Source organism: Streptomyces sp. TLI_105 (genome assembly GCF_900105415.1).
In the GTDB taxonomy this organism is placed as follows: Bacteria; Actinomycetota; Actinomycetes; order Streptomycetales; family Streptomycetaceae; genus Streptomyces.
On sequence record NZ_FNSM01000001.1, the window covers coordinates 6,187,104 to 6,210,472 of the forward strand.

22 protein-coding genes are annotated in these 23,369 nt (G+C 73.3%); 11 read left to right on the top strand and 11 right to left on the bottom strand.

Annotation, left to right across the window (positions count from 1 at the left end; translation table 11 throughout):
* The gene (locus tag BLW86_RS28260) at nucleotides 1-459 is read right to left on the bottom strand and encodes a hypothetical protein (protein ID WP_093876642.1); all 459 of its coding nucleotides are present in this window, start codon (nucleotides 457-459) and stop codon (nucleotides 1-3) included.
* Nucleotides 460-528: 69 nt separating this feature from the next.
* Nucleotides 529-1,740, bottom strand: a complete 1,212-nt coding sequence (locus tag BLW86_RS28265) for a pyridoxal phosphate-dependent aminotransferase (RefSeq protein ID WP_093876643.1) — start codon at nucleotides 1,738-1,740, stop codon at nucleotides 529-531.
* 84 nt (nucleotides 1,741-1,824) lie between these two features.
* Here BLW86_RS28265 and BLW86_RS28270 point away from each other — a divergent pair, with 84 nt between their 5' ends.
* Entirely contained in the window at nucleotides 1,825-2,454 is a 630-nt protein-coding gene (locus BLW86_RS28270) for a winged helix-turn-helix transcriptional regulator (RefSeq protein WP_093876644.1), read from the top strand.
* Nucleotides 2,455-2,469: 15 nt separating this feature from the next.
* Here BLW86_RS28270 and BLW86_RS28275 read toward each other — a convergent pair whose 3' ends face one another.
* Genes BLW86_RS28275 through BLW86_RS28285 form a run of 3 tightly spaced genes read right to left on the bottom strand, consistent with a single transcriptional unit; the run spans nucleotide 2,470 to nucleotide 4,060 of the window.
* On the bottom strand, nucleotides 2,470-2,817 hold the full coding sequence (locus BLW86_RS28275) for a MerR family transcriptional regulator (protein ID WP_177181776.1): 348 nt from the start codon (nucleotides 2,815-2,817) through the stop codon (nucleotides 2,470-2,472).
* 26 nt (nucleotides 2,818-2,843) lie between these two features.
* Entirely contained in the window at nucleotides 2,844-3,596 is a 753-nt protein-coding gene (locus BLW86_RS28280; protein ID WP_093876646.1) for an SDR family NAD(P)-dependent oxidoreductase, read from the bottom strand.
* Between the two features lie 47 nt (nucleotides 3,597-3,643).
* Nucleotides 3,644-4,060 carry a VOC family protein gene (locus tag BLW86_RS28285; protein WP_177181777.1) on the bottom strand — a complete coding sequence of 139 codons (417 nt, stop codon included), beginning with the start codon at nucleotides 4,058-4,060 and terminating at the stop codon, nucleotides 3,644-3,646.
* 114 nt (nucleotides 4,061-4,174) lie between these two features.
* On the opposite strand from BLW86_RS28285, the gene BLW86_RS28290 reads away from it, so the two are divergent.
* Nucleotides 4,175-4,810: a nucleoside/nucleotide kinase family protein gene (locus BLW86_RS28290; RefSeq protein WP_093876647.1), complete on the top strand. Its 636-nt coding sequence runs from the start codon at nucleotides 4,175-4,177 to the stop codon at nucleotides 4,808-4,810.
* 149 nt (nucleotides 4,811-4,959) lie between these two features.
* Here the strand turns inward: BLW86_RS28290 and BLW86_RS28295 are convergent, their stop codons facing one another.
* Together BLW86_RS28295 and BLW86_RS28300 are read right to left on the bottom strand one after the other, a co-directional pair.
* Nucleotides 4,960-5,874, bottom strand: coding sequence for a carbohydrate kinase family protein (locus BLW86_RS28295; protein ID WP_093876648.1), 915 nt, complete (start codon nucleotides 5,872-5,874; stop codon nucleotides 4,960-4,962).
* Nucleotides 5,871-6,896, bottom strand: coding sequence for a pseudouridine-5'-phosphate glycosidase (locus BLW86_RS28300; protein ID WP_093876649.1), 1,026 nt, complete (start codon nucleotides 6,894-6,896; stop codon nucleotides 5,871-5,873). The genes BLW86_RS28295 and BLW86_RS28300 overlap by 4 nt, the downstream gene beginning before the upstream one ends.
* A gap of 274 nt (nucleotides 6,897-7,170) precedes the next feature.
* On the opposite strand from BLW86_RS28300, the gene BLW86_RS28305 reads away from it, so the two are divergent.
* The 4 genes from BLW86_RS28305 to BLW86_RS28320 all read left to right on the top strand — a co-directional run bounded on the left by BLW86_RS28305 (nucleotide 7,171) and on the right by BLW86_RS28320 (nucleotide 11,554).
* On the top strand, nucleotides 7,171-7,527 hold the full coding sequence (locus BLW86_RS28305; protein WP_093876650.1) for a cupin domain-containing protein: 357 nt from the start codon (nucleotides 7,171-7,173) through the stop codon (nucleotides 7,525-7,527).
* 336 nt (nucleotides 7,528-7,863) lie between these two features.
* Nucleotides 7,864-9,204, top strand: coding sequence for a discoidin domain-containing protein (locus BLW86_RS28310; RefSeq protein ID WP_093876651.1), 1,341 nt, complete (start codon nucleotides 7,864-7,866; stop codon nucleotides 9,202-9,204).
* The gene (locus BLW86_RS28315; RefSeq protein WP_093876652.1) at nucleotides 9,204-10,526 is read left to right on the top strand and encodes an MFS transporter; all 1,323 of its coding nucleotides are present in this window, start codon (nucleotides 9,204-9,206) and stop codon (nucleotides 10,524-10,526) included. Before BLW86_RS28310 ends, BLW86_RS28315 begins: the two co-directional genes overlap by 1 nt.
* 47 nt (nucleotides 10,527-10,573) lie before the next feature.
* The gene (locus BLW86_RS28320) at nucleotides 10,574-11,554 is read left to right on the top strand and encodes a TolB family protein (protein WP_093878924.1); all 981 of its coding nucleotides are present in this window, start codon (nucleotides 10,574-10,576) and stop codon (nucleotides 11,552-11,554) included.
* 16 nt (nucleotides 11,555-11,570) lie between these two features.
* Here BLW86_RS28320 and BLW86_RS28325 read toward each other — a convergent pair whose 3' ends face one another.
* Entirely contained in the window at nucleotides 11,571-12,863 is a 1,293-nt protein-coding gene (locus tag BLW86_RS28325) for an MFS transporter (protein ID WP_093876653.1), read from the bottom strand.
* A gap of 66 nt (nucleotides 12,864-12,929) precedes the next feature.
* Entirely contained in the window at nucleotides 12,930-13,508 is a 579-nt protein-coding gene (locus tag BLW86_RS28330; RefSeq protein WP_177181778.1) for a methylated-DNA--[protein]-cysteine S-methyltransferase, read from the bottom strand.
* A 310-nt stretch (nucleotides 13,509-13,818) separates the two neighbouring features.
* Between BLW86_RS28330 and BLW86_RS28335 the strand changes: the two genes are divergently transcribed.
* The 5 genes from BLW86_RS28335 to BLW86_RS28355 all read left to right on the top strand — a co-directional run bounded on the left by BLW86_RS28335 (nucleotide 13,819) and on the right by BLW86_RS28355 (nucleotide 21,030).
* Entirely contained in the window at nucleotides 13,819-14,730 is a 912-nt protein-coding gene (locus tag BLW86_RS28335; RefSeq protein WP_093876654.1) for an MHYT domain-containing protein, read from the top strand.
* A 71-nt stretch (nucleotides 14,731-14,801) separates the two neighbouring features.
* Nucleotides 14,802-16,940 carry an excinuclease ABC subunit UvrB gene (gene uvrB, locus BLW86_RS28340; RefSeq protein WP_093876655.1) on the top strand — a complete coding sequence of 713 codons (2,139 nt, stop codon included), beginning with the start codon at nucleotides 14,802-14,804 and terminating at the stop codon, nucleotides 16,938-16,940.
* A gap of 151 nt (nucleotides 16,941-17,091) precedes the next feature.
* Nucleotides 17,092-17,670 carry a TerD family protein gene (locus BLW86_RS28345; protein ID WP_030692674.1) on the top strand — a complete coding sequence of 193 codons (579 nt, stop codon included), beginning with the start codon at nucleotides 17,092-17,094 and terminating at the stop codon, nucleotides 17,668-17,670.
* Nucleotides 17,671-17,768: 98 nt separating this feature from the next.
* On the top strand, nucleotides 17,769-19,787 hold the full coding sequence (locus tag BLW86_RS28350; RefSeq protein WP_093876656.1) for a TerD family protein: 2,019 nt from the start codon (nucleotides 17,769-17,771) through the stop codon (nucleotides 19,785-19,787).
* 229 nt (nucleotides 19,788-20,016) lie between these two features.
* Nucleotides 20,017-21,030: a TerC/Alx family metal homeostasis membrane protein gene (locus tag BLW86_RS28355; RefSeq protein ID WP_093876657.1), complete on the top strand. Its 1,014-nt coding sequence runs from the start codon at nucleotides 20,017-20,019 to the stop codon at nucleotides 21,028-21,030.
* Nucleotides 21,031-21,106: 76 nt separating this feature from the next.
* On the opposite strand, the gene BLW86_RS28360 is transcribed toward BLW86_RS28355, so the two are convergent.
* Together BLW86_RS28360 and BLW86_RS28365 are read right to left on the bottom strand one after the other, a co-directional pair.
* Complete coding sequence (locus BLW86_RS28360) at nucleotides 21,107-22,393, bottom strand: MFS transporter (RefSeq protein WP_093876658.1); 1,287 nt, start codon at nucleotides 22,391-22,393, stop codon at nucleotides 21,107-21,109.
* Between the two features lie 119 nt (nucleotides 22,394-22,512).
* Nucleotides 22,513-23,169: an MBL fold metallo-hydrolase gene (locus BLW86_RS28365; protein WP_093876659.1), complete on the bottom strand. Its 657-nt coding sequence runs from the start codon at nucleotides 23,167-23,169 to the stop codon at nucleotides 22,513-22,515.
* Between the last annotated feature and the right edge of the window lie 200 nt (nucleotides 23,170-23,369).

Here is a 23,369-nt window from a genome sequence, read left to right on the forward strand (position 1 = left end):
TCAGCGGACGCCGGGCGCGGCGGCGGCGATGAACAGGGCGAGTGCCTCCTTGGCCTGCTCGGAGCGGCGGGCGCGGTCCGCCTCGTCGACCGCCTCGTGCATGCAGTGGGACTCCACGAAGGCCGCCTCGGCGAGTCGCCGGGTCTCCGGGTCGTCACAGACCAACTGGACGCGGAAGAGGGCCTGTCGGGCGGCGGTCCGCTGTCGGTAGGAGGCGTGACGGGACTCCTCCGCCTCCTCCGAGCCGGGATGCGCCAGGGCCCGGAACCAGCGGTCGTTCTGGCTGTGGCGGTAGTCGACGACCGCGCCCGCGAAGGCGCTGTAGGTCTCGATCCGCTCCTGCCGGAGCTGCTCGGTGCGGGCGAGCGCGGCCGTGCGCTCGGTGGCCCGCGCCTGGAACCAGTGCGTGAAGACCACGCCCAGCAGGGTTCCCGCCACGGCTATCAGCGCCGCATCCATGACCGGCCGCCCTCCCCGTACTCCTCGGCCTTCAGACCCGTAGATCATGACAGCACGAGGGGCCCGACGTCACTGCCGGTAGCCGCTCAGGAATCGGCCGATACGGCTGACGGCGGCGTCGAGGTCGTCGGCGTACGGCAGGGTCAGGATGCGGAAGTGGTCCGGACGCGGCCAGTTGAAGCCGGTGCCCTGCACGACCTGGATCTTCTCCCGCAGCAGCAGGTCGAGGACGAACCTCTCGTCGTCGTGGATCTTGTGCACGGCGGGGTCGAGTCGCGGGAAGGCGTACAGCGCGCCCTTCGGCTTCACGCAGGAGACGCCCGGGATCTCGTTGAGCTTCTCCCAGGCCCGGTCGCGCTGTTCGCGCAGCCGGCCGCCCGGGGCGCACAGCTCGTGGATCGACTGCCGGCCGCCGAGCGCGGCCTGGATGGCGTACTGGGCGGGGGCGTTGGGGCAGAGCCGCATGGAGGCCAGCATCGTGAGGCCCTCCAGGTAGTTCCTGGCGTGCTGCTTCGGGCCGGTGACGACCAGCCAGCCGGAGCGGAAGCCCGCGACCCGGTAGGTCTTGGAGAGGCCGCCGAAGGTGAGGACGACCAGGTCGGGGGCGAGGGAGGCGATCGGGTGGTGAACGGCCTCGTCGTAGACGATCTGGTCGTAGATCTCGTCGGCGAGGACCATGAGGTTGTGGCGGCGGGCGAGGTCGAGGATGCCGTCGAGGACCTCCTTCGGATAGACCGCGCCGGTGGGGTTGTTGGGGTTGATGACGACGACGGCCCGGGTCCGGTCGGTGATCTTCGACGCCATGTCGTCGAGGTCCGGGTACCAGTCGGCCGACTCGTCGCAGAGGTAGTGCACGGGCTTGCCGCCCGCGAGGGTCGTGACGGCCGTCCACAGGGGGTAGTCGGGGGCCGGGATCAGGACCTCGTCGCCGTCCTCCAGGAGGGCCTGGGTGGCCATCGAGATGAGTTCGGAGACGCCGTTGCCGAGGTAGACGTCGTCGACGTCGACCTCGGTCAGGCCCATCGACTGGTAGCGCTGGGCGACGGCGCGGCGGGCGGACAGGATGCCGCGGGAGTCGGTGTAGCCATGGGCCTTGGGGAGCATCCGGATCATGTCCTGGACGATCTCCTCGGGCGCCTCGAAGCCGAAGAGCGCGGGGTTGCCGGTGTTGAGGCGCAGGACGCTGTGGCCCGCCTCCTCCAGGGCGTTGGCCTGCTCGATGACCGGGCCGCGGATCTCGTAGCAGACCTCGCTCAGCTTGCTCGACTGCCGAAACTCCATGCGCCGACCTCCCCAGAAGTGTTGGTGCTTGGTTTTACCAAGTTCGAGCTTGGAAAGTCCAACAACATGTCTAGACTGCGTCGCATGCCACGTCAGCCACGCCGCCGCAGCTACGACCAGCACTGCGCCGCCGCGCGCGCCCTCGACCTCGTCGGCGACCGCTGGACCCTGCTCGTCGTCCGCGAACTCCTCGCCGGGCCGCGCCGCTACACCGACCTCCACGCCGACCTCCCCGGCGTCAGCACCGACATGCTCGCCGGCCGCCTCAAGGACATGGAGGGCGCCGAACTCGTCACCCGGCGCCGACTGCCCCCGCCCGCCTCGGCGTACGTGTACGAACTCACCCCGCGCGGACGTGACCTGCTGCCCGTCCTGCGCACCCTCGCCGCCTGGGGCGCGCCCGAACTCGGCGAGCCGCGCCCCACCGACGCCGTCCGCGCCCACTGGTACGCGATCCCGCTCCTCGGCGCGCTGGCGGAGCTCGGCGCGGGGATCGTCCAAGTGACCCTCGACGAGGGCGAGTTCCACGTACGGCGCGGGGCCGACGGCAGCGTGGCCTACGGGGACGGAGGGGTGGACGCCCCCGACGCCCGGCTGCGGACCGACACGGCGACCTGCAGGGCCCTCGCCGCGGGGGAGCTGACCCTGCACGAGGTGCTCGAGTCGGGCCGCGCCGTGCTGGAGCGGGCCGCGCCGGTGGTCGCGCAGGCCTGAGGCCGGTGCCGGGGATCAGACCTGCGCGGCCAGCGCCTTCGCCAGGCGGTCGCGGGCCGCGGTCTGCGCCGCTATGCGCGCGTCGATCACGGCGAGGCGCTCGCGGGCGATCTCCAGGGCGCGGGCGGACGGCGGGGCCGCCGAGACGTCCCCGTCCAGACAGGTGCGGAACGCGGAGACGTCGTCCAGCGTGAACCCCGCGTCCAGCAGGTACCGGATGTTCGACACCCGCGTGACGGCGATCTCCTCGTACACCCGGTATCCGTTGGCCGCGCGGACCGACGTGATCACCCCCGCCTCCTCGTAGTGCCGCAGCGCGCGGGCCGACACCCCGGTCCGCCGGGCCAGTTCACCGATGCGCAAGGACGCCACCTCCTCACGCAGTCGTATCACGAGACCAGCGCACCCCCGTCGACGGGCAGGACGGTGCCGGTCAGGAAGGCGGCGTCCGGGGCGGCGAGCGCCGTGATCGCCCAGGCGACCTCCTCCGGCCGCCCGACCCGCCCCAGCGGGGTGTGCGCCAGCTGCCACGCCCGCACCGCCTTCCGCTGCTCGGGGGTGAGGCCCATGTGGTCCGCGATCGGGGTCTCGATCGCACCGGGCGCGACCGCCACGACCCGGACGCCGGCCGGCGCGAGCTCCACCGCCCAGCAGCGGGTCAGGGTCTCCAGGGCGCTCTTGGTCGCCGGATAGACGGAGTTGCCGGGCCAGCCGCGCTGGCCGATCGTCGTCGTCACGTTGACCACGACGCCCCGGGACTCCCGGAGCGCGGGGACGGCCGCCTGGGTGAGCAGGAGCGGTGCGACGAGGTTCGTCTCCAGGAGCGGGGCGATCACGGAGCGGTCGAGGGTCCCGAGCGGGCCGCCTGCGGAGATCCCGGCGTTGTTGACGAGGACGTCGAGCCGGCCGTGGGCCGTCAGCGCGGCGCGGACGATCTCCTCGGCCGCGCCCTCCGCCGTGACGTCGGCGGCGAACGGACGGATGCCCGGGTGTCCCTCGGCGGTCTCCCGCAGCGGCTCCTCCCGACGGCCGACGGCGACGACCGTCGCCCCCTGCGCGGCGAACGAGCGCGCGGTGGCCCGGCCGATGCCGGTGCCCGCGCCGGTGACGACGACGACCCTGGTGGGTGTGGTGGTGTCCATGGACCCGATGGTCGGACCCTGACGTCAGTGACAAGGTCAAGCCCGGCTCAGCGCTCGGGGCAGAGGAACTCCAGCCGGTTCTCGTGGCAGTCGGCGACGTAGAAGCGGCGGTGGCCCGGGAAGTCGTCGTCCCAGGTCACCTCGACACCCAGGCCGGTCAGCCGCTCGGCCAGGCCGTCGAGGTCGGCGACCAGGATGCCCGGGTGTCCCTTGCGGGCCGGCCGGAAGTCCTCCTCGACGCCCAGATGGATCTCCAGCGCGTCCGAACGCACCCACAGGCCGCCGCGCGCCGCGAGGACCGGCGGCTTCTGGATCTCGGTCATGCCCAGCACGTCCACGTAGAATCGGCGGCACACCTCCTCCTCGCCCGGCGGCAGGGAGAGCTGCACATGGTGCAGCCCGAGACCGAAGGGCGTCGTCGCCTCCGTGGTCTCGTAGGGCAGTGCTTCCTGACGCAGGCTCATGGGGGAACGAGTCCTCTCCTCCGCGGGTGCCGTGCGGTCGCGCGGCCAGATCACCGTAATGCCGGGGGTGTCGACCGGTACACGTCAGGGGGAGCGACGGGCAGGATGAGCGGGATGCGATACGAGGCGATCACCTGGGACCGGATGGCGGAGGCGCTCGCCGGCCACCTCGACACGTCGCCCGCCGCGGCGGGCGACGCCTGGCTCAAGGTGGGCATCGACGGGCCGCCCGCCGCACCCGGGGACGAGCTCGCCGGGCTCCTCGCCGAGGCGCTGCGCACGCGCGGGCGGGCGGTCCACGTCGTGGGGACCGGCGGCTTCCTGCGGCCCGCTTCCCTGCGGTACGAGTACGGAAAGCAGGACCCCGACGCGTACTACAGCGGGTGGACCGACACCGGGGCCCTGTGGCGGGAGGTCTTCGGCCCGCTGGAGCCCGGTGGCAGCGGGCGCGTGCTGCCGGACCTGTGGGACCCGGCCACGGACCGCGCGACCCGCAGCCCGTACGTCACGCTGCCGCCGCGCGGAGTGCTCGTGCTGCACGGGCCCTTCCTGCTCGGCCACTGGTTCCCCTTCGACCTCACCGTGCACCTGCGCCTCTCGCCCGCCGCCCTCGCCCGGCGCACGGAGGAGCCCTGGACCCTGCCCGCCTTCGCCCGGTACGAGACGGAGGTCGGCCCCGCCGAGGCGGCGGACGCCGTCGTACGGGCCGACGACCCGCGCCATCCTGCCTGGACGGGACTGCGGACGTAGCGCCCGACTCCAAGGGCGCCCGCCTTCCCTGCCCCGTCCGGGCCCGGCTGTCCGACTCCGGGCCGGCCGACTCCTCGGTCTCGTCCGAGAGCCGCCCGGGGCCCGACTCCCCGGCCCCTCGACTCCGGGCCGTCCCGCGCATGGACCGGTCAGCCGGCGGCCAAGCCCTCCGGGGGTCTGCCGCCCACCGTGGTGACCGCCTCCGCGCCCGCACGGCAGCCCGCCTCCGCCGCCCGCACCGGGTCCGCGCCCATCAGTCGCGCGGCCAGGAACGCCCCGGTGAACGCGTCGCCCGCGCCCGTCGAGTCCACCGGCCGCACCGGTGGCGCCGCCACCCGCGCGGTGACGGCGCCGCCCTCGGCGACCAGCGCGCCCGCCGCTCCGAGGGTGACCACGACCAGCGGGAAACGCCTGCTCAACTCCGCTGCCGCCGCCTCCGGTTCGCCGCACCCGGTGAGCGACCGAGCCTCGTCCGCGTTGGGCAGCAGTGTCTCGGCGCCCTCCGCCGCCGTGAGGAACCGGTCCGCCCCCAGCTCCGCCAGGAACCCCGCCGAGGCCGGGTCCACGCTCACCGGGACCCCCGCCTCCCGTGCGTCCCGCAGCGCCCGGCGGGCCGTCTCGCGGCTCGGCGCGGCGAAGAACAGGTACCCCGAGAGGTGCAGCCGGGCCACGCCGTCGAGCAGCCTCGCGGACCAGTCGGCGGGGGAGAGGCGCAGCGCGGCACCGCTGTCCGTCAGGAAGGTGCGCTCCGACGAGCCGTCCACCAGTGCGATCACGGTGGCCGTCGCCGCGTCCGCGTCCGGGACGAGCAGGGGACGCACGCCCGCCCGGCGCAGCGCCCGCTCGTGCCAGTCGGCCGCGTCCGTCCCCACCCGGCCGAGCAGCCGCACGTCGTCCCACCCCGAACGCGCCGCCCAGCAGGCGGCGTTGGCCCCGGCGCCGCCCGGGAGGGTCCGGATCTCCGCTGCCGTGTCCGTGGCGGGGGCGAGCGGGGTCCGGTGCCGGGCGACGACGTCCGTGACCACGTCCCCTATGACCAGCAGCGCGCCTCCGGCCGGGGTCACCGGCCGTCGGCGCCGGCCGCCGACGGGTGGGGCGTCCCGGTGTCACGGGCGCTCGGGTCGGGAGCCGCCGCGCCGCCGGAACCCGTACCGGTGCCCGTGGCGCGGCCCGGCCCCCTCCCCGCCGCGTACGCCCCCGCGATGCTCGCGGCGAGCCGCACATTGCCGCGCACCGCCGCGAGGTTGGCCTCCAGAGACGCTCCTTCCGTGTGCACCATCAGGTATTCGAGGAGGAACGGCGTCACCGCCTGCCCGGTGATCCCCTTCTCCTTCGCCGCCGCCAGGCCCCGCGCGAGCACCCGGTCGTGCAGTGCGGGATCCAACTGCTCGGCCACCGGCACCGGGTTGGCCACCACGAGCGCGGCCCGCGGGCCGCCGAGCCCGTCCTGCGCCCGTATCACCCCCGCCACCTCCTCCGGGGTGCGCAGGGTCCAGTCGACCGGCTCGCCCGAGGAGGAGAGGTAGAAGCCGGGGAAGCGGTCCGTGCCGTAGCCGACGACCGTCACCCCCAGCGTCTCCAGGCGCTGGAGCGTCGCGGGCACGTCGAGGATCGACTTGACCCCGGCGCACACCACGGTGATCCCGACCCGGGCGAGCAGCCGCAGGTCGGCGGACTCGTCCTGCGTCTCGCTCCACTCGCGGTGCACGCCGCCGAGCCCGCCCGTCGCGAACACCCGTATGCCGGCCGCGTCCGCCAGCCAGGCCGTCGCCGAGACCGTCGTCGCCCCCGTGGCCCCGGTCGCCAGGGCGGGGGCCAGATCGCGGTGGCCCAGCTTCCGCACCGACGGGTCCTCGGCGATGCGGGTCAGGGCCGCCCGGTCGAGGCCGATCCTGGCCGTGCCGTCGATCACCGCGATCGTGGCGGGGACGGCGCCCCCGGCCCGTACGGACTCCTCCAGCTCCGCCGCCACGGCGAGGTTGCGCGGGCGCGGCAGACCGTGGGCGATGAGCGTCGATTCCAGCGCGACGACGGGCCGGCCCTCGTGGAGCGCTTCCCGTACCTCTTCGGACACCTGTGTGGACATGTGTGATTCCTTGGCGCGATCACCGGCCCCGCAAACCTCGTTGGCGACCACCTGCCACACCCGGGGAGCCCCCTGCGGAATCCGTGACGGGGCGCCGGGCAGGAGCGCCGACGACGGCCGCGACACCCTTGGGACACTGCGGCAGAGGGCCGGTGCGGATTTCGTCGCCCCGCCAGCCTTCGGCATCGCCCCTGGTCGGAGCCGAAACGGAGGCTTTTCTTCCATCGGATCCCGGCCTCGGGAGGCCCTCGGGGCCCAGCTACAGTCACCGCCCATGACGACTCATGACCTGCCTTCCTTCGCCGTGCACATCCCCGACGCGGAGCTCGAGGCCGAGCCCCTCGACCCCGGCCAGATCGTCTCCGGCACGCCCGAGGTGACGGGCAAGGTGCTATGGGAGTCGGCCGACGGCAAGCAGCTGCGCGGCATCTGGCAGATCACGCCGGGCGTCGTCACCGACACCGAGGCCAACGAGCTGTTCGTGGTGGTCTCCGGGCGGGCGACCGTCGCCGTCGAGGGCGGCGACACGTTGGAGATCGGCCCCGGTGACGCGTGCGTGCTGCGGGAGGGCGACCGGACGACCTGGACCGTGCACGAGACCCTCCGCAAGGCGTACCACATCAGCCTCTGAAGACCCTCCCAGCCCCGGACCGAGGGCCGTCCGACCCCCTGAACTCCGGGCGGAGGAGAGGGAGTCGGAAGTCTGGTAGGAAACCTTCCTGTCCGCTATTCTCCCGGGCAGCGGCTCGGCGCGGCGCCCCACCCTAGGGGCGTGACGCGCTCAGCGAGAGCTCTGACCCGGCCGCCGAGCACCACTCCCGCCGTGTGGCGCCCGAATCGCCACCCGGCCGGTCGCCCGTGTCCGTCACCCGCGGCACGGGCGCCCCGGCCCGCGCCCCGCGGTCGGTCCGTGGTGCCCCGCACCGGTGTCCAGCTCTCGCCGACCCCCAGGCCAGGGAGCCCAGGTATGCGCCCGTTCGCCTCCGCCCCACCTCGCCGCACCACCGACCGACTGCCCCTCGTCCTCGCCGCCGTGCTGCTGCTCGTCGGCGGACTCCTGCTCGCCCTCCCTGACCGGGCCGGAGCCGCCGCCGACACCCTGATCTCCCAGGGCAGGCCGGCCACGTCCTCCTCCGTCGAGGACTCCACCTTCGGCCCGGAGAAGGCCTTCGACGGCGTCTCCACCACCCGCTGGGCCAGCACCGAGGGCGTCGACCCGCAATGGATCAAGGTCGACCTCGGCCCCTCGGCCACCGTCTCCCGCGTCAAGCTCGTCTGGGAGGCCGCCTACGCCAAGGCCTACCGCGTCGAGACATCCGCCGACGGCACCACCTGGACCCGCCTCGCCACCGAGACCGCGGGCAACGGCGGCACGGACGACTGGACCGGGCTCACCGGCACCGGCCGCTACCTGCGCGTCTACGGGACCGCGCGCGGCACCTCGTACGGCTACTCGCTCTACACGGTGGAGGTCTACGGCACCACGCCCACCACGCCTCCCCCCACCGGCGCCTTCACCGTCGTCGCGGCCGGCGACATCGCCGCCCAGTGCACCGCCTCCAGCAGCTCCTGCGCCCACCCGAAGACCGCCGCGCTGGCCCAACGGATCGCGCCGTCCTTCTACCTGACGATGGGCGACAACCAGTACGACGACGCCCGCCTTTCGGACTTCCGCAACTACTACGACAAGACCTGGGGCGCCTTCAAGGCGCAGACCCGGCCCGTCCCCGGCAACCACGAGTCCTACGACCCGGCCGGCGCGTTCTCCGGCTACAAGTCGTACTTCGGCGCGATCGCCTACCCCCAGGGCAAGCCCTACTACAGCTACGACCAGGGCAACTGGCACTTCGTCGCCCTCGACTCCAACACCTTCGACGACGCCGCGCAGATCCAGTGGCTCAAGGACGACCTCGCGCGGAACACCAAGGGCTGCATCGCCGCCTACTTCCACCACCCGCTGTACTCCTCCGGCGGCCACGGCAACGACCCCGTCTCCAAGCCGGTCTGGCAGATCCTCTACGGGGCCAGGGCCGACCTCGTCCTCAACGGGCACGACCACCACTACGAGCGCTTCGCCCCGCAGGACCCGAGCGGACGGGCCACCGCCGACGGCATCGTCGAGATCGTCGGCGGCATGGGCGGCGCCGAGCCCTACGACATCGAGACGGTCCAGCCGAACAGCCAGAAGCGGATCAGCGGAACGTACGGCGTCCTGAAGCTGGACCTCACCGACACCACCTACACCTGGCAGTACGTCGGCACCGACGACCAGGTCAAGGACTCCGGCCCGACCTACACCTGCCACTGATGTACCTCGCGACCACCGGTCGCCGCGACGCGCCGCCCCGCCCCACCGGGGCCCGGCGGCGCGTCCCCGGCACCGTCCTCGTCCTCGGCACGGTCAGCCTCGTCACCGACGTCTCCTCGGAGATGGTGACCGCCGTCCTGCCGCTCTACCTGGTCCTCGGACTCGGCCTCTCCCCGCTCCAGTTCGGCCTCCTCGACGGCCTCACCACCGGCGCCACCGCGCTCGTACGGCTCCTCGGCGGCGCCGGCGCCGACCGCGGCGGCCGCCACAAACAGGTCGCCGGACTCGGCTACGCCCTCTCCGCCTGCTCCCGGCTCGGCCTCCTCCTCGCCGGCGGGGCGACCGGCTGGATCGCCGGGGCCCTCGCCGCCGACCGGCTCGGCAAAGGCGTCCGCACCGCGCCCCGCGACGCGCTCATCACCCTGCACACCCCGCCCGAGGACCTCGGCCGAGCCTTCGGCACCCACCGCGCCATGGACACCACCGGCGCCCTCCTCGGACCCCTCGCCGCCTTCGCCCTGCTGTGGGCGACCGCCGAGACGTACGAGACGGTCTTCGCCGTCAGCTTCTGCGTCGGCGCGTTCGGCGTGCTGGTCTGGCTGCTCCTCGTCCCGGGACGGCCGCGGGACGCAGGTCGGCAGCAGGATTCCGGTCGGCAGCGGGACCCCGGCCGGCCGCGGGGCGGCCGGGACACGCGGTCGAAGGGCCCGGCGGTGCCACGCGCGCGTGGCGGGCTCCTCGCGGCCCCGCGCTCACCCGCGTACCGCCGGATCGTGCTCTGCGCCGCCCTCCTCGGCGCCGCCACCGTGGGCGACTCCTTCCTCTACCTGCTGCTCCAGCGGCGCCTCGACCTCGACGCCACCTGGTTCCCGTTCCTGCCGCTCGGCGCGGCCGCCGTCTATCTGCTGCTCGCCGTCCCGGCGGGCCGCCTCGCCGACCGCCTCGGACGCCGCCGGCCCCTCCTGTACGGGCACGGGGCCCTGCTCCTCGCCTACGGACTGCTCCTCGCCCCCGTGCCCGGTGCGGGGGCCCTAGTGGGCGTCCTCGTCCTGCTCGGGGTCTTCTACGCCGCCACCGACGGCGTCCTGATGGCCCTCACCGGACCGTTCCTCACCGAGGGACGGCAGGCCGGCGGCCTCGCGGTCGTCCAGACCGCGCAGGCGCTCGCCCGGCTCGGCGCCGCCGTCGCCTTCGGCGCCCTCTGGACGGCGAGCGGACCGGAGACGGCCCTCGTGGCGGCGCTCCTGGCCCTCGCGGCGGCCCTGGGCTGCGCCGCCCGTCTGCTGCCGTCCGGGCCGAGCCCCGAAGGGAGCACGACATGACCGCCCCGAAGGGAGCACGCCGTGAACGTCCCTGAATGGAGCACGACATGAACGTCCCCGCCTCCACGCGCGCGCGTGTGGGGATCCTCGTCCTCGCCCTCCTGCTGCTCGGCGGCGGAGCCACCGCCTACACCCTCCGCGTCGCCTCCGGGCGGACCGCCGCCACCGGGACCGCCGACCCCGGCTTCACCCTGGCCGGCGGCACCGGCGCGCTCTACGTCCGGGACACCGCGAGCGGGCGCGTCGCGCGCGTGGACCCGGCCGCGCCCGGCGGCCGGGTGACGGGCGGACCCTCCTGCGACCGCTTCCACGCGGCCGGCTCCACCGCCCTCTGCCTCCAGCGGCGGCCGGGCGTACCGGCCCGCTCGTACGTCCTCGTGCTCGACGGCCGGCTCCGCGAGCTCCGCCGCATCGCCCTGCCCGGCATCCCCAGCCGGGCGAGGGTGTCCGCCTCGGGACGCATGCTGTCCTGGACGATGTTCGCCACCGGCGACTCGTACGCGCGCTCGGCCTTCTCCACCCGCACCTCGATCCTCGACCTGCGCACCGGCTACCTGGTGAAGAGCATCGAGCAGATCCCGCTCACCCTCGACGGCCGCCGCCACCACGCCCCCGACGTCAACTACTGGGGCGTCACCTTCGCCGCCGACGACAACCGCTTCTACGCCACCGTCTCGACGGGCGGCCGCACCCACCTCGTCGAGGGCGACATGCGGAACTGGTCCGCCCGGGCCCTGCGGGAGAACGTCGAATGCCCCTCGCTCTCCCCGGACGGGACCCGGATCGCCTTCAAGAAGCGGGTCTCCGACGGCCCGCGCGAGCCATGGCGGCTGCACGTGTACGACCTGCGCACCGGACGCGAGCACCCCGTCGCCGAGCGGCGCGGCATCGACGACCAGGCGCTGTGGACGGACCCGAAGACCCTCGCGTACGGCTACGGGGGAGCGGTCTGGTCGGTGCCCGCCGACGGCACGGGCGCCCCGCGCCAACTGGCCGGCGGGGCCTCGTCCCCGGCGGTGCCGCGCTGAGACCGGAGCGGCCCGGTCAGACCTTCCGCAGGGCGCCCCGCAGCGCGAGCGCCGCCATCGGCAGCAGCAGGCAGGCGGCGATCGCGTTCAGCGGCCCGTAGCCCGCCTGCGAGACGATCAGGCCCGCCGCGAGGCCGCCGACCCCGGCGGCGGTGTTCATCACGAAGTCGGAGAGTCCCTGGACGGCGGCCCGCGCGGCCTGCGGCACCGAGTCGGTGAGCAGCGCCGAGCCGGACACCAGCCCCGCCGACCAGCCCAGACCCAGGACGAAGAGGCCCAGCGCGGTCCGGCCGTGCGACGGTCCCGCCGTGCCCGCCACGAGCGCCGCCGTACCGATGAGACCGACCGCGAGCCCGATCACCGAGAGCCGGCCGAGACGGTCGGACAGCCAGCCCATCAGCGGCGAGAAGGCGTACATCCCGGTGATGTGCCCGCTGATCACGAGCCCGATCAGCTGGATGTCCGCGCCGTGATGGGTGAGCGCCACCGGGGTCATCGACATGATCGACACCATGGCGGTGTGCGAGCCGGCGATGGTGACCAGGGCGATCCGGGCCCGCGGGGACTTCCGTACCGCGTCCATCCCGGCCCGCAGGGAGCGGCCCTCCTCCGCCTCGCCCGGCCCGGCGGCCGACAGCGCGCGGGCGGTGAGCAGCGGGTCCGGGCGCAGCAGCACGGCCACCACGACCGCGGCGAGCACGAAGACACCGGCGGCCCAGACGAACGGACCGGCGGTGGCCGGGACGCCCAGGCCCGCGACGCTCTTCCCGGCGGGCGCGGCGACGTTCGGGCCGAGCACCGCGCCGATCGTGGTCGCCCACACCACCGTGGAGATGGCCCGGGCCCTGCGGTCCGGCTCGGCGAGGTCGGCGGCGGCGAAGCGGGCCGCCAGGTTCGCCGAGGACCCCGCACCGAAGCCGACGAGGCCGACGAGCAGCAGGGGGAAGTTCCCGAGGACCGCCCCGAGCACCACCACGCCGGCACCGAGCGCCGCCAGCAGGTACGCGAGGACGAGCCCCGTCCGGCGCCCCCGCGAGGCCATCAGGGTGGCCAGCGGCATGGCGACCAGAGCCGAGCCGGCCACCGAGGCCGTCGACGCGAGACCGGACAGCGCCTCGGTGCCGCTCACGTCCCTCGCCAGGACGGCGGCGAGGGCGAAGCCGATGGCGATGCCGAGGCCTCCCAGGATCTGGGTGGCGATCAGCGTGGCCTGAACGCGTCGGCGGAGCGCGGGCAGCTCGGCGGGGGCGACGGGGACGGATATCTCGTCGGGCACGGCAGCGTCAGGGGCACTGGGGGTGTGGGTCACTTACGTGAGTGTGCCAGCCGTCCCATCTGATGGGAACGCCCCTCCTTCTTCCCGGGCCGCCCGTGCTCAGAAGAGCGGCGCCGGCAGCACCCCCTCCAGGGCCAGCAGCCGCCGCTTCGTCTCCAGACCGCCGCCGAAGCCGCCGAGACCGCCGTCGCTCTCCACCACCCGGTGGCAGGGCACCACGACCGGCAGCGGATTGGCGCCCATCGCCGCCCCGACCGCCTGCGCCGCGCCGGGCTGCCCCACGCGCCTCGCCAGCTCCCCGTACCCGACGACCGTGCCGTACGGAACGCCCGTCGCCAGCTCGCGCAGCACCTGCCGGTTGAAGCCGGTCGTCAGGCTCCAGTCCAACGGCAGGTCGAGGCGGTCCGGCTCGCCCGCGAAGTACCGGTCGAGCCGGCGTATCGCCTCCGCCAGACGTCCCGAGGCGCATTCCACCGGCTCCGCGCCGAGCTGCCCCGCCAGCCGGTCGAGCATCCGCTCCCGCCGCGCCGCGTCGGCGTGGAACTCGACCCGCACGAGCCCCCGCCCGGTCGCGGCGAGGAAGAGCGGCCCGATGGCGCTCTCCACGACCGTCCACTCCGCCGTGGCGTCCCGCTCCCGGCCGCCCGGCCCCGCCGCCGCCCCCGTGTCGATGTCCATGCCGCCCACGGTACGACCCGCCACCGACAACACGGCCCGGAAACCGTCACCGACAACGCCGCCCGGAGTCGTCACCGGCACCACGGCCCCGACCCGTCGCGGACAAGCCGGTCCGGAACGGTCGCGGATCGCCCGGCCCGGAGCCCTCCCCGAGATCACGGACCGGTCTCGCTCCGGTCTCGCGAATGGAAATTCCCCGGTCACGTGGTCGCCGAGCCCCGGGCGCGCCATAATCTCGCCCCGGTAGTACTACCCAGCGGTACCGACTGTTTTCGGACGACGTTGCACCAGGGGTGGAGGGCACACGCTCATGCAGGGCACGGTCGACGGATTCAGCTACGGGCTCGTCACGCCGGTGGCCGCCTTTCTCATGGCCTGCCTCGGCGGCGCCCTCGGCCTGAGGTGCACCACCAGATCGCTCCGGCACCACGACACCTTCAAGGCGGGCTGGCTCGCCCTCGGCGCCACCTCGATCGGCACCGGCATCTGGACGATGCACTTCATCGCCATGATGGGCTTCTCCGTCGCGCAGGCGCCCATCGACTACGACCGCCCCATCACCTTCGCCAGCCTGGGCGTCGCCGTCCTCATGGTCGGCATCGGCATCTTCATCGTCGGCTACCGCGGGGCGACCGCCCTCACCCTGGTCACCGGCGGCACCATCACCGGCCTCGGCGTCGCCACCATGCACTACCTCGGCATGGCCGGTATGCGCTTCCAGGGCCGGATCGAGTACGACACGGTCACCGTGGCCCTCTCCGTGGTCATCGCCGTCGTGGCCGCCACCGCGGCCCTCTGGGCGGCCGTCTCCGTGCATGGATTTCTGGCCAGTCTCGGTGCGAGCCTGGTGATGGGCGTCGCCGTGAGTGGTATGCACTACACCGCCATGGCCGCCGTCAGCGTCCACCTGCACGGCGCCGGGGCCCGCACCGGGGCCGACGACCCCGCCACCTCGCTCCTCCTGCCCATGCTGATCGGCCCGGCGGTCTTCCTGATCCTGGCCGCCGTCGTCGTCATGTTCGACCCGCTGCTCGTGATGGGCGACCCGGACTGGCAGCGGCCCGTCGCCCGGGCCCCGCACCGCCCCGGCGTGCCCGCGCCGCGCCACGTCCCCTCCTACGGCGAGCCCGCCAACTGGAGCGCCCGCCCGCCCGGCCGCCCCGTCGGACGGGCCGCGCGCAGGGCCGTCCCGCGCGGCGGACACCGCTCCCAGGACTGGTGACGGGACGTCCGGCACCCGGGCGGTGAGCCGATCACCGCCCGAGTGTCAGTGCCGGGTCGTACGGTGGTTGCATGCGGCCCGTTTCCAAGATCGAACGTTCGGTGGCGCCCTTCGAGGTCGTCAGTGAGTACCAGCCCAGCGGCGACCAGCCGACCGCCATCGCCGACCTCGAGCGGCGCATCCGCGCGGGCGAGAAGGACGTCGTGCTCCTCGGTGCCACCGGCACCGGCAAGTCGGCGACCACCGCCTGGATGATCGAGAAGCTCCAGCGCCCCACCCTGGTGATGGCGCCGAACAAGACGCTGGCCGCCCAGCTGGCGAACGAGTTCCGCGAGCTCCTGCCGAACAACGCCGTCGAGTACTTCGTCTCGTACTACGACTACTACCAGCCCGAGGCGTACGTCCCGCAGTCGGACACCTACATCGAGAAGGACTCCTCCATCAACGAGGAGGTGGAGCGGCTCCGCCACTCCGCGACGAACTCCCTGCTCACCCGCCGGGACGTCGTCGTGGTCGCCTCCGTCTCCTGCATCTACGGCCTCGGCACGCCCCAGGAGTACGTGGACCGGATGGTCCCGCTCAAGGTCGGCGAGGAGATCGACCGCGACCAGCTGCTGCGCCGCTTCGTCGACATCCAGTACACCCGGAACGACCTGGCGTTCACCCGCGGCACCTTCCGGGTGCGCGGCGACACCATCGAGATCTTCCCGGTGTACGAGGAGCTCGCCGTCCGTATCGAGATGTTCGGCGACGAGATCGAGGCCCTCTCCACCCTCCACCCGCTCACCGGCGAGGTCATCAGCGAGGACCGCGAGCTGTACGTCTTCCCCGCCAGCCACTACGTCGCCGGGCCCGAGCGCATGGAGCGGGCGATCAACGACATCGAGCGCGAGCTGGAGGTCCGCCTCGCCGAGCTGGACAAGCAGGGCAAGCACCTGGAGTCCCAGCGCCTGCGGATGCGCACCACGTACGACATCGAGATGATGCGGCAGATCGGCTCCTGCTCCGGCATCGAGAACTACTCGATGCACTTCGACGGCCGCGAGCCCGGCTCCGCGCCCAACACCCTCCTCGACTACTTCCCCGAGGACTTCCTCCTCGTCATCGACGAGTCGCACGTCACCGTGCCGCAGATCGGCGCCATGTACGAGGGCGACGCCTCCCGCAAGCGGACCCTGGTCGACCACGGCTTCCGGCTCCCCTCCGCCCTCGACAACCGCCCGCTGAAGTGGGAGGAGTTCCAGGAGCGGATCGGCCAGACCGTCTACCTCTCCGCGACCCCCGGCACCTACGAGCTCTCGCGCGGCGACGGCTTCGTCGAGCAGATCATCCGCCCCACCGGACTCGTCGACCCCGAGGTCGTCGTCAAGCCCACCGAGGGCCAGATCGACGACCTGGTCCACGAGATCCGGCTGCGTGCCGAGCGCGACGAGCGGGTCCTCGTCACCACCCTCACCAAGAAGATGGCCGAGGACCTCACCGACTACTTCCTGGAGCTCGGCATCCAGGTGCGCTACCTGCACAGCGACGTCGACACCCTGCGCCGCATCGAGCTGCTGCGCGAGCTGCGCGCCGGCGAGTACGACGTCCTCGTCGGCATCAACCTCCTCCGGGAGGGCCTCGACCTGCCCGAGGTGTCCCTGGTCGCCATCCTCGACGCCGACAAGCAGGGCTTCCTGCGCTCCGGGACCTCCCTCATCCAGACGATCGGCCGCGCCGCGCGGAACGTGTCGGGCCAGGTCCACATGTACGCCGACCGGATCACCCCGGCGATGGAGCAGGCCATCGACGAGACCAACCGGCGCCGCGAGAAGCAGATCGCGTACAACACGGAGCGCGGCATCGACCCGCAGCCGCTCCGCAAGAAGATCAACGACATCGTCGCGACCATCGCGCGCGAGGAGATCGACACCGAGGAACTGCTCGGCACCGGCTACCGGCAGGGGAAGGAGGGCAAGGGTGCGAAGGCCCCCGTGCCCTCGCTCGCCGCGCACGGCCCCGCGGCCAAGGGCAAGGGCGGCAAGGTCGGCTCCACCGTCGAGCTCGGCGACCGGCCCGCCACCCAACTGGCCGCGCTCATCGAGGAGATGACCGAACGCATGCGCGCCGCGGCGGCCGAGCTGCAGTTCGAGGTGGCGGCCCGGCTCCGCGACGAAGTGGGGGAGCTGAAGAAGGAGTTGCGCCAGATGAAGGAGGCGGGACTCGCCTGACCGGCGAGGGCGGACGGGCGGTCCGGTGTGTTGCAAGACCGACACAAAACCGGACCGAGCCTCCGCGGTGTCGGTGCCGCTGCGTAGGGTGCTCGACAACCGCACGCACCGGACAGCGGGCGCGGGGAACGCTAACGAGAGGGGCAAACGCGTGTCGGTCAACATGACCAAGGGCCAGGCCATCAGCCTGGAGAAGAGGGGCGGGGGCAGCCTCACCCAGGTGCGGATGGGGCTCGGCTGGCAGGCGGCGCCGCGCCGCGGTCTCTTCGGCTCGCGCACCCGGGAGATCGACCTGGACGCCTCGGCCGTCCTCTTCGCCGAGAAGCAGCCGGTGGACGTGGTCTTCTTCCGCCACCTGGTCAGCGACGACGGCTCGGTCAAGCACACCGGCGACAACCTCGTCGGCGGCGCGGGCCAGGGCGGCGACGACGAGGCGATCCTCGTGGACCTGGAGCGGGTGCCGGTCCACATCGACCAGATCGTCTTCACGGTGAACTCCTTCACCGGCCAGACGTTCCAGGAGGTGCAGAACGCCTTCTGCCGGATCGTCGACGAGACGAACGGGCAGGAGCTCGCGCGCTACACCCTCGACGGCGGCGGCAACTACACCGCGCAGATCATGGCGAAGGTGCACCGGGTCGGCTCCGGCTGGCAGATGACGGCCCTGGGCAACCCGGCCAACGGGCGCACCTTCCAGGACCTGATGCCCGCGATCCTGCCGCACCTGTAGACGGGTCCGGCAAGGCACACCCACAGCTCCCGGAGGTGCGAGGCCGCCGGGAGCTGTCCGCATGATCCGCACCTGGAAACACCGAGGGGACAGAGACGATGACGGCCGAGCTGGTCCGGGGGCAGAACCACCCCCTGCCCGAGACCCGACTGGAGATCCGGGTGTCGGCCGGCCATCCCGTCCTCGCCGGAGCCGCGTTCGGCGACGAGCAGGGCCGGGTCGCGGACGCGGAGTGGATCGCCCATCCCGGCGCGCCCTCCCTGCCCGGTGTCGACGTGCCCGCAGGGGCCGCCGCCGACCATCGCCTCGCCGTCGATCTGGACGCCGTCCCCGGCGCCGTCCACCGCGTCTCGGTCCTCCTCGCGCTGACCGGCGGAGCCGTCCGCTTCGGGGCCCTCGCAGCCCCGTTCGTCGCCGTCGCCGGCCTCGACGGCACCGAGATCGTCAGCTACACCATCACCGGCCTCGACACGGAGTCCGCCGTCGTCGCCCTGGAGCTGTACCGTCGCCAGGGCGCCTGGAAGGTCCGCGCCATGGGCCAGGGGTACGCGGGCGGGCTCGCCGCCCTGCTCGCCGACCAGGGCCTGGAGCGCCCCGCTGACCTCGCCGCCACGATCCTGGCGACGGCGTCCCCGGCCCCCACCCTCGCGCCGACCGGCCCTGTGCCGGTCGCCTCCGCGCAGGCCGATTCCTCGCCCGCCGCCCCGCCGGCCGAGCCGTCGCCCGCCGCTTCGTCGCGCGTCCCCGAGCCGGAGCGCGTACGCCACACAGCGCCGCCCACCGCCCCGGACCCGGCGACCCCGGTGACCGCCCCGGACCCGGCACCGGCGCCCCCGACGACCGCCCCGGACCCGGCACCGATGGCACCGTCCCCCACCCCGGCGACGGGTACGGGCAGCGGCGGGCCCATCGACTACTCCCACCCCCGGCGCCGGACGGCCCCCGCCGCCGAGCCCGCTCCCGCCCCCGAGCCCCGGCAGGCCCCGCCCGTGCCGGTCGCCGGGGACGCCTCGGGCTGGTCCATGGACGAGCGGCTCTACAACCAGGTGTGGGGCATGTTCGAGGACCTGGCCCGTACCGCCGCCGCCTACCGCAGCGCCTGCGACTTCGCGGAGTCCCGGCTCGACCGGGAGCTCGACGAGACGCTCACCGACTACCGCGCCCGGGCCGGCGGCGCGAACGACGCCGCGCGGGCCGCCGCCCGCGCCCGGCGCGACGAGCTCGTGGAGCGCGCCCGGGAGGTCCTGGACCGGGACCTCGCGCAGCTCGCAGCCGAGTCCGAGGTCGTCGAGCCGGCGCTGCCCGTCGCCTACGCCCGCTGGGACAGCCCCGTCTGGCACGCCTACCGCGTCCCGGACGAGGAGCCGATGGCCGTCCGCCTCGGCGACCTCCACCTCCCCGAGCGCACCGATCTGCGGATCCCCATGCTCGTCCGGCTGCCGCTGGAGCGCGGTCTGTGGGTGGATTCCGGCCGGGGCCACTCCGGGGCGGCCGGGCTCCTCGACGAGGTCGAGCTGCGGCGGCTCGCCCTGGACTGCGCGGTGGCGCACGCGGCGCGGCTCCTCGCGGCGCACCCGGCCGACGGCTTCACCGTCCATCTGATCGACCCGGCGGGCGCGGGCGCCGCGGCCCTCGCGCCCCTCGTGGAGACGGGTGCGGCCGCCCCGCCGGGCCGGGGAGCGGCCGGTGTCTCGGCGGTCCTGGAGCAGCTCACGGAGCGGGTGGACCTGCTTCAGATGGCGCTGCGGGGCGGGGCGGCCGACGCGCTGCCGCCCGGTCTGGACACGGCCCGGCAGCTGCTGATCGTGCACGACTTCCCGCACGGCTTCGACGACCGGGCGGTCACGCGACTGCGGTACCTCGCCGACGAGGGCCCCTCGGTCGGCGTCCATCTGCTGATGGTCGCGGCCCGGGAGGACGCGGCCGCGTACGGGCCGCTGCTCGACCCGCTGTGGCGCTCGCTGCTGCGGCTCACGCCCGTGCCCGACGACCACCTGGCCGACCCGTGGGTCGGTCACGCCTGGTCGTACGAGCCGCCGCTCCTTCCTCCGGGCAGCGGGATCCTCCGTCAGGTCCTCGGGCAGGTGGCGGCAGCTCGCCATGGGAAGCAGTTCTGACCTGGCTCTTTGGGGTCTCTTTACCCTGCCCTTTACCTTCTCTTGGTCTTTCGGGTAGTCTTCTTGGTGCGGAGGGGAGTACTCCCTGTACGCGGCGTACCCGTCAGTACGGACGGATCATCAGCGATCCGATCCCGGGGCGTCGGCCCGGCGGCCCGTCCGCCACCGGGTGGAAGAGACCTCCGGCAGCGACGACGCTGATCAGTAGCCGTACGACGCCGGAGGCGCAGTGGACGTTTCAATGACCCTGTGGGTACTGACCATTCTCGGTCTGTGTGCCCTCATCGGTGCCGACTTCTTCATCGGGCGCAAGCCCCATGACGTCTCGGTCAAGGAAGCCGGAATCTGGACCGTCGTCTGGATCGTGCTCGCCGCGCTCTTCGGGCTCGGCCTGCTGGTCTTCGGCAACAGCCAGGCGTCCGGCGAGTTCTTCGCGGGCTACATCACCGAGAAGTCGCTCAGCGTCGACAACCTCTTCGTCTTCGTCCTGATCATGGCGAAGTTCTCGGTCCCCTCGCATCTCCAGCAGCGGGTGCTGCTCGTGGGCGTGCTGATCGCCCTGGTGCTCCGCGCGATCTTCATCGCCGCCGGCGCCGCGATCATCGCGAGCTTCTCCTGGGTCTTCTACATCTTCGGCGCGTTCCTGATCTACACCGCCTGGAAGCTCATCCAGGAGGCGCGCTCCGACGAGGACGAGGAGGACTGGGAGGAGAACCGTCTCCTCAAGACCGTCGAGAAGAAGTTCGGCGTCGCCGACCGCTACCACGGCACCAAGCTCTTCATCCGCAACAACGGCAAGCGGGTGCTGACGCCGCTGATGGTCGTCATGCTCGCCATCGGCACCACCGACATCCTCTTCGCCCTCGACTCCATCCCGGCGATCTTCGGCCTCACCCAGGACCCGTACATCGTCTTCACGGCCAATGCCTTCGCCCTCATGGGTCTGCGGCAGCTGTACTTCCTCATCGGCGGCCTGCTCAAGAAGCTGGTCCACCTGAGCTACGGCCTGTCGGTGATCCTCGGGTTCATCGGCGTCAAGCTCGTGCTGCACGCCCTGCACGAGTCCGGGGTGCACGTCCCCGAGATCTCCATCCCGTTCTCGCTCGCGGTCATCGGCGGTGTCCTGGTCGTCACCACCATCACCAGCCTGATCGCCTCCAGGAAGCAGGCCCGGCTCGCCGAGGCCGAGGCCGAGGCTCCGGCCGTCGCCGAGGACACCCCGAAGGACAGCGTCGAGGCCTGACGCCCCTCCCGCACACATCGACGGCCGACCGGGACCACCCCGGTCGGCCGTCGCCGTCTCGTACCGCCCGGACGGATCAGACCGCTGCGGGCTCGGGCGCCGGACGACCGGCACGGCCCGGGAGGGTCTCCGGGAGGAGGGCGAAGCAGCCGAGGCTCAGGAGCGCGACCAGCGTCAGGTACGCCGCGACGCCCCAGGGCGGGCCGGAGCCGCCGTCGGAGAGGGTGGTGGCGACGACGGGCGTCAGCGCGCCGCCCAGGACGCCGGCCAGGTTGTAGCCGACGGCCGCCCCCGTGCAGCGGACGCGGGGCTCGTACAGCTCCGGGAGGTACGCGGCGATCACCGCGAACATGGTGATGAAGGCCAGCAGCGAGCCCAGGAACCCGAGGAACATCAGCAGCGGCCGCGCCGTGTGCAGCAGCGCCACCATCGGGAACGTCCAGAGCGCCGAGGCCGCGCACCCCGCCAGACAGAGCGGCCGGCGGCCCCAGCGGTCGCCGAGCAGGGCCACGAACGGGGTGACCGCGCCCATGACCGCCACCGCCGCCATGACACAGCTCAGCATCACCGTGCTGCTCACCCCCAGCCGCTCGGTGCCGTAGGCCAGCGCCCAGGTGGAGACCGTGTAGAAGACCGCGTACCCGACCGCGAGCGCCCCGGCCGTCAGCAGCACGAGTCGCCAGTGGTCGCGGACGACCTCCGCCAGCGGGGCGCCCGCGCGCCGCCCGGACGCGGACAGCTCCTCGAACTGCGGAGTCTCCGCGAGCGAGGAACGCAGCAGCAGGCCGCCGACCGCGAGCAGCCCCGCCGCCCAGAACGGCACCCGCCAGCCCCAGGCGCGGAACTCCACGTCGCTCAGCCCGGCGGTGAGCGCCAGCATCACCCCGTTCGCCAGGAGGAAGCCGATCGCCGGCCCGACCTGCGGGAAGCTCGACCACAGCGCGCGCCGGTGCTCGGGGGCGTGCTCTGCGGTGAGCAGGACCGCCCCGCCCCACTCGCCGCCCAGGCCGAGACCCTGCAGGAAGCGGAGGGCGAGCAGCAGCGCCGGGGCGGCGATGCCGAGCGTCGCGTACGTGGGGACGCAGCCGACCGCGACCGTGGCGCAGCCCGTCAGGAGCAGCGAGACGAAGAGGACCGGCCGCCGGCCGTACCGGTCGCCAACGTGCCCGAAGAGCACCGAGCCGAGGGGACGGGCGAGGAAACCGGCGGCGAAGGTGCCGAAGGCGGCGAGGGTCCCCGCCAGGGGAGAGAAGGTGGGGAAGAAGAGCGGCCCCAGGACGAGGGCGGCGGCGGTCCCGTAGACGAAGAAGTCGAAGAACTCGATGGCGGTGCCGACGAGCGAGGCGGCGGCGAGCCGGGCCATCGAGGGCGGCCGGGACGGCGACGGAGGGTGACTTTGGCGCATGTCGCGCCAACTACCCCGCCACCGCCCCGGTTACGGGGGCGTACGGAGGTGCGCAGCTCGGAGGGAGCGCGCCGGTGTCACCAGCCGCGCCGACGCCACTCCGCGAGGTGCGGGCGCTCGTCACCGAGCGTGGTGTCCCGGCCGTGGCCGGGATAGACCCAGGACTCGTCGGGCAGGACCGCGAAGAGCTTGGTCTCCACGTCGTGGATCAGGCTCGCGAAGGCCTCCGGGTCCTTCCACGTGTTGCCCACGCCGCCCGGGAAGAGGCAGTCGCCGGTGAAGACGTGGGGGTGGCCGTGCGGGTCGTCGTAGACCAGGGCGATCGAGCCCGGCGTGTGCCCGACGAGGCGGCGCGCGGTCAGCTCGACCCGGCCCACCCGGATCGTGTCGCCGTCCTCGACGGGCACCTCGGTCGGGACGGGGATGCCCTCCACGTCGTACGCGCCCGCGTAGGTCCGGGCGCCGGTCGCGGCGACGACCTCTTCCAGGGCCTGCCAGTGGTCGCCATGCCGGTGGGTGGTGACGACGGCGGAGATGCCGTCGTCACCGATCAGCGTGAGCAGCGTCGAGGGCTCGTTGGCCGCGTCGATCAGCAGCTGCTCGCCGGTCGCCCGGCAGCGCAGCAGATACGCGTTGTTGTCCATCGGACCGACCGCGACCTTCGAGATCATCAGGTCCGTCAGCTCGTGCACGTCCGCCGCGCCGCCGACCTTCACCACTCCGCTGTACGTCATGGCCTCAGACTAGCTCCGGCGACCGACAACGGCGGCTAGGGCCTGTCTGACCATCCCCGCCGGGTCCGGCCCGCCCGGCACGCACGCTCGCCGCACGGCCGAAACGCCCAAGTAGCTCCGCTACAAGAGCGTCCCGGCCGCGCACCGATCGCACGCACCGAACGCCCCGGCCTGATCCGGCGGGGATGGTCAGACAGGCC

Coding starts and splice junctions, on each gene's coding strand:
- BLW86_RS28260 (WP_093876642.1), bottom strand. CDS start 459: ATGGATGCGGCGCTGATAGCCGTGGCGGGAACCCTGCTGGGCGTGGTC.
- BLW86_RS28265 (WP_093876643.1), bottom strand. CDS start 1,740: ATGGAGTTTCGGCAGTCGAGCAAGCTGAGCGAGGTCTGCTACGAGATC.
- BLW86_RS28270 (WP_093876644.1), top strand. CDS start 1,825: ATGCCACGTCAGCCACGCCGCCGCAGCTACGACCAGCACTGCGCCGCC.
- BLW86_RS28280 (WP_093876646.1), bottom strand. CDS start 3,596: ATGGACACCACCACACCCACCAGGGTCGTCGTCGTCACCGGCGCGGGC.
- BLW86_RS28285 (WP_177181777.1), bottom strand. CDS start 4,060: ATGAGCCTGCGTCAGGAAGCACTGCCCTACGAGACCACGGAGGCGACG.
- BLW86_RS28290 (WP_093876647.1), top strand. CDS start 4,175: ATGCGATACGAGGCGATCACCTGGGACCGGATGGCGGAGGCGCTCGCC.
- BLW86_RS28300 (WP_093876649.1), bottom strand. CDS start 6,896: ATGTCCACACAGGTGTCCGAAGAGGTACGGGAAGCGCTCCACGAGGGC.
- BLW86_RS28305 (WP_093876650.1), top strand. CDS start 7,171: ATGACGACTCATGACCTGCCTTCCTTCGCCGTGCACATCCCCGACGCG.
- BLW86_RS28310 (WP_093876651.1), top strand. CDS start 7,864: ATGCGCCCGTTCGCCTCCGCCCCACCTCGCCGCACCACCGACCGACTG.
- BLW86_RS28315 (WP_093876652.1), top strand. CDS start 9,204: ATGTACCTCGCGACCACCGGTCGCCGCGACGCGCCGCCCCGCCCCACC.
- BLW86_RS28320 (WP_093878924.1), top strand. CDS start 10,574: ATGAACGTCCCCGCCTCCACGCGCGCGCGTGTGGGGATCCTCGTCCTC.
- BLW86_RS28330 (WP_177181778.1), bottom strand. CDS start 13,508: ATGGACATCGACACGGGGGCGGCGGCGGGGCCGGGCGGCCGGGAGCGG.
- BLW86_RS28335 (WP_093876654.1), top strand. CDS start 13,819: ATGCAGGGCACGGTCGACGGATTCAGCTACGGGCTCGTCACGCCGGTG.
- uvrB (WP_093876655.1), top strand. CDS start 14,802: ATGCGGCCCGTTTCCAAGATCGAACGTTCGGTGGCGCCCTTCGAGGTC.
- BLW86_RS28350 (WP_093876656.1), top strand. CDS start 17,769: ATGACGGCCGAGCTGGTCCGGGGGCAGAACCACCCCCTGCCCGAGACC.
- BLW86_RS28360 (WP_093876658.1), bottom strand. CDS start 22,393: ATGGCCCGGCTCGCCGCCGCCTCGCTCGTCGGCACCGCCATCGAGTTC.
- BLW86_RS28365 (WP_093876659.1), bottom strand. CDS start 23,169: ATGACGTACAGCGGAGTGGTGAAGGTCGGCGGCGCGGCGGACGTGCAC.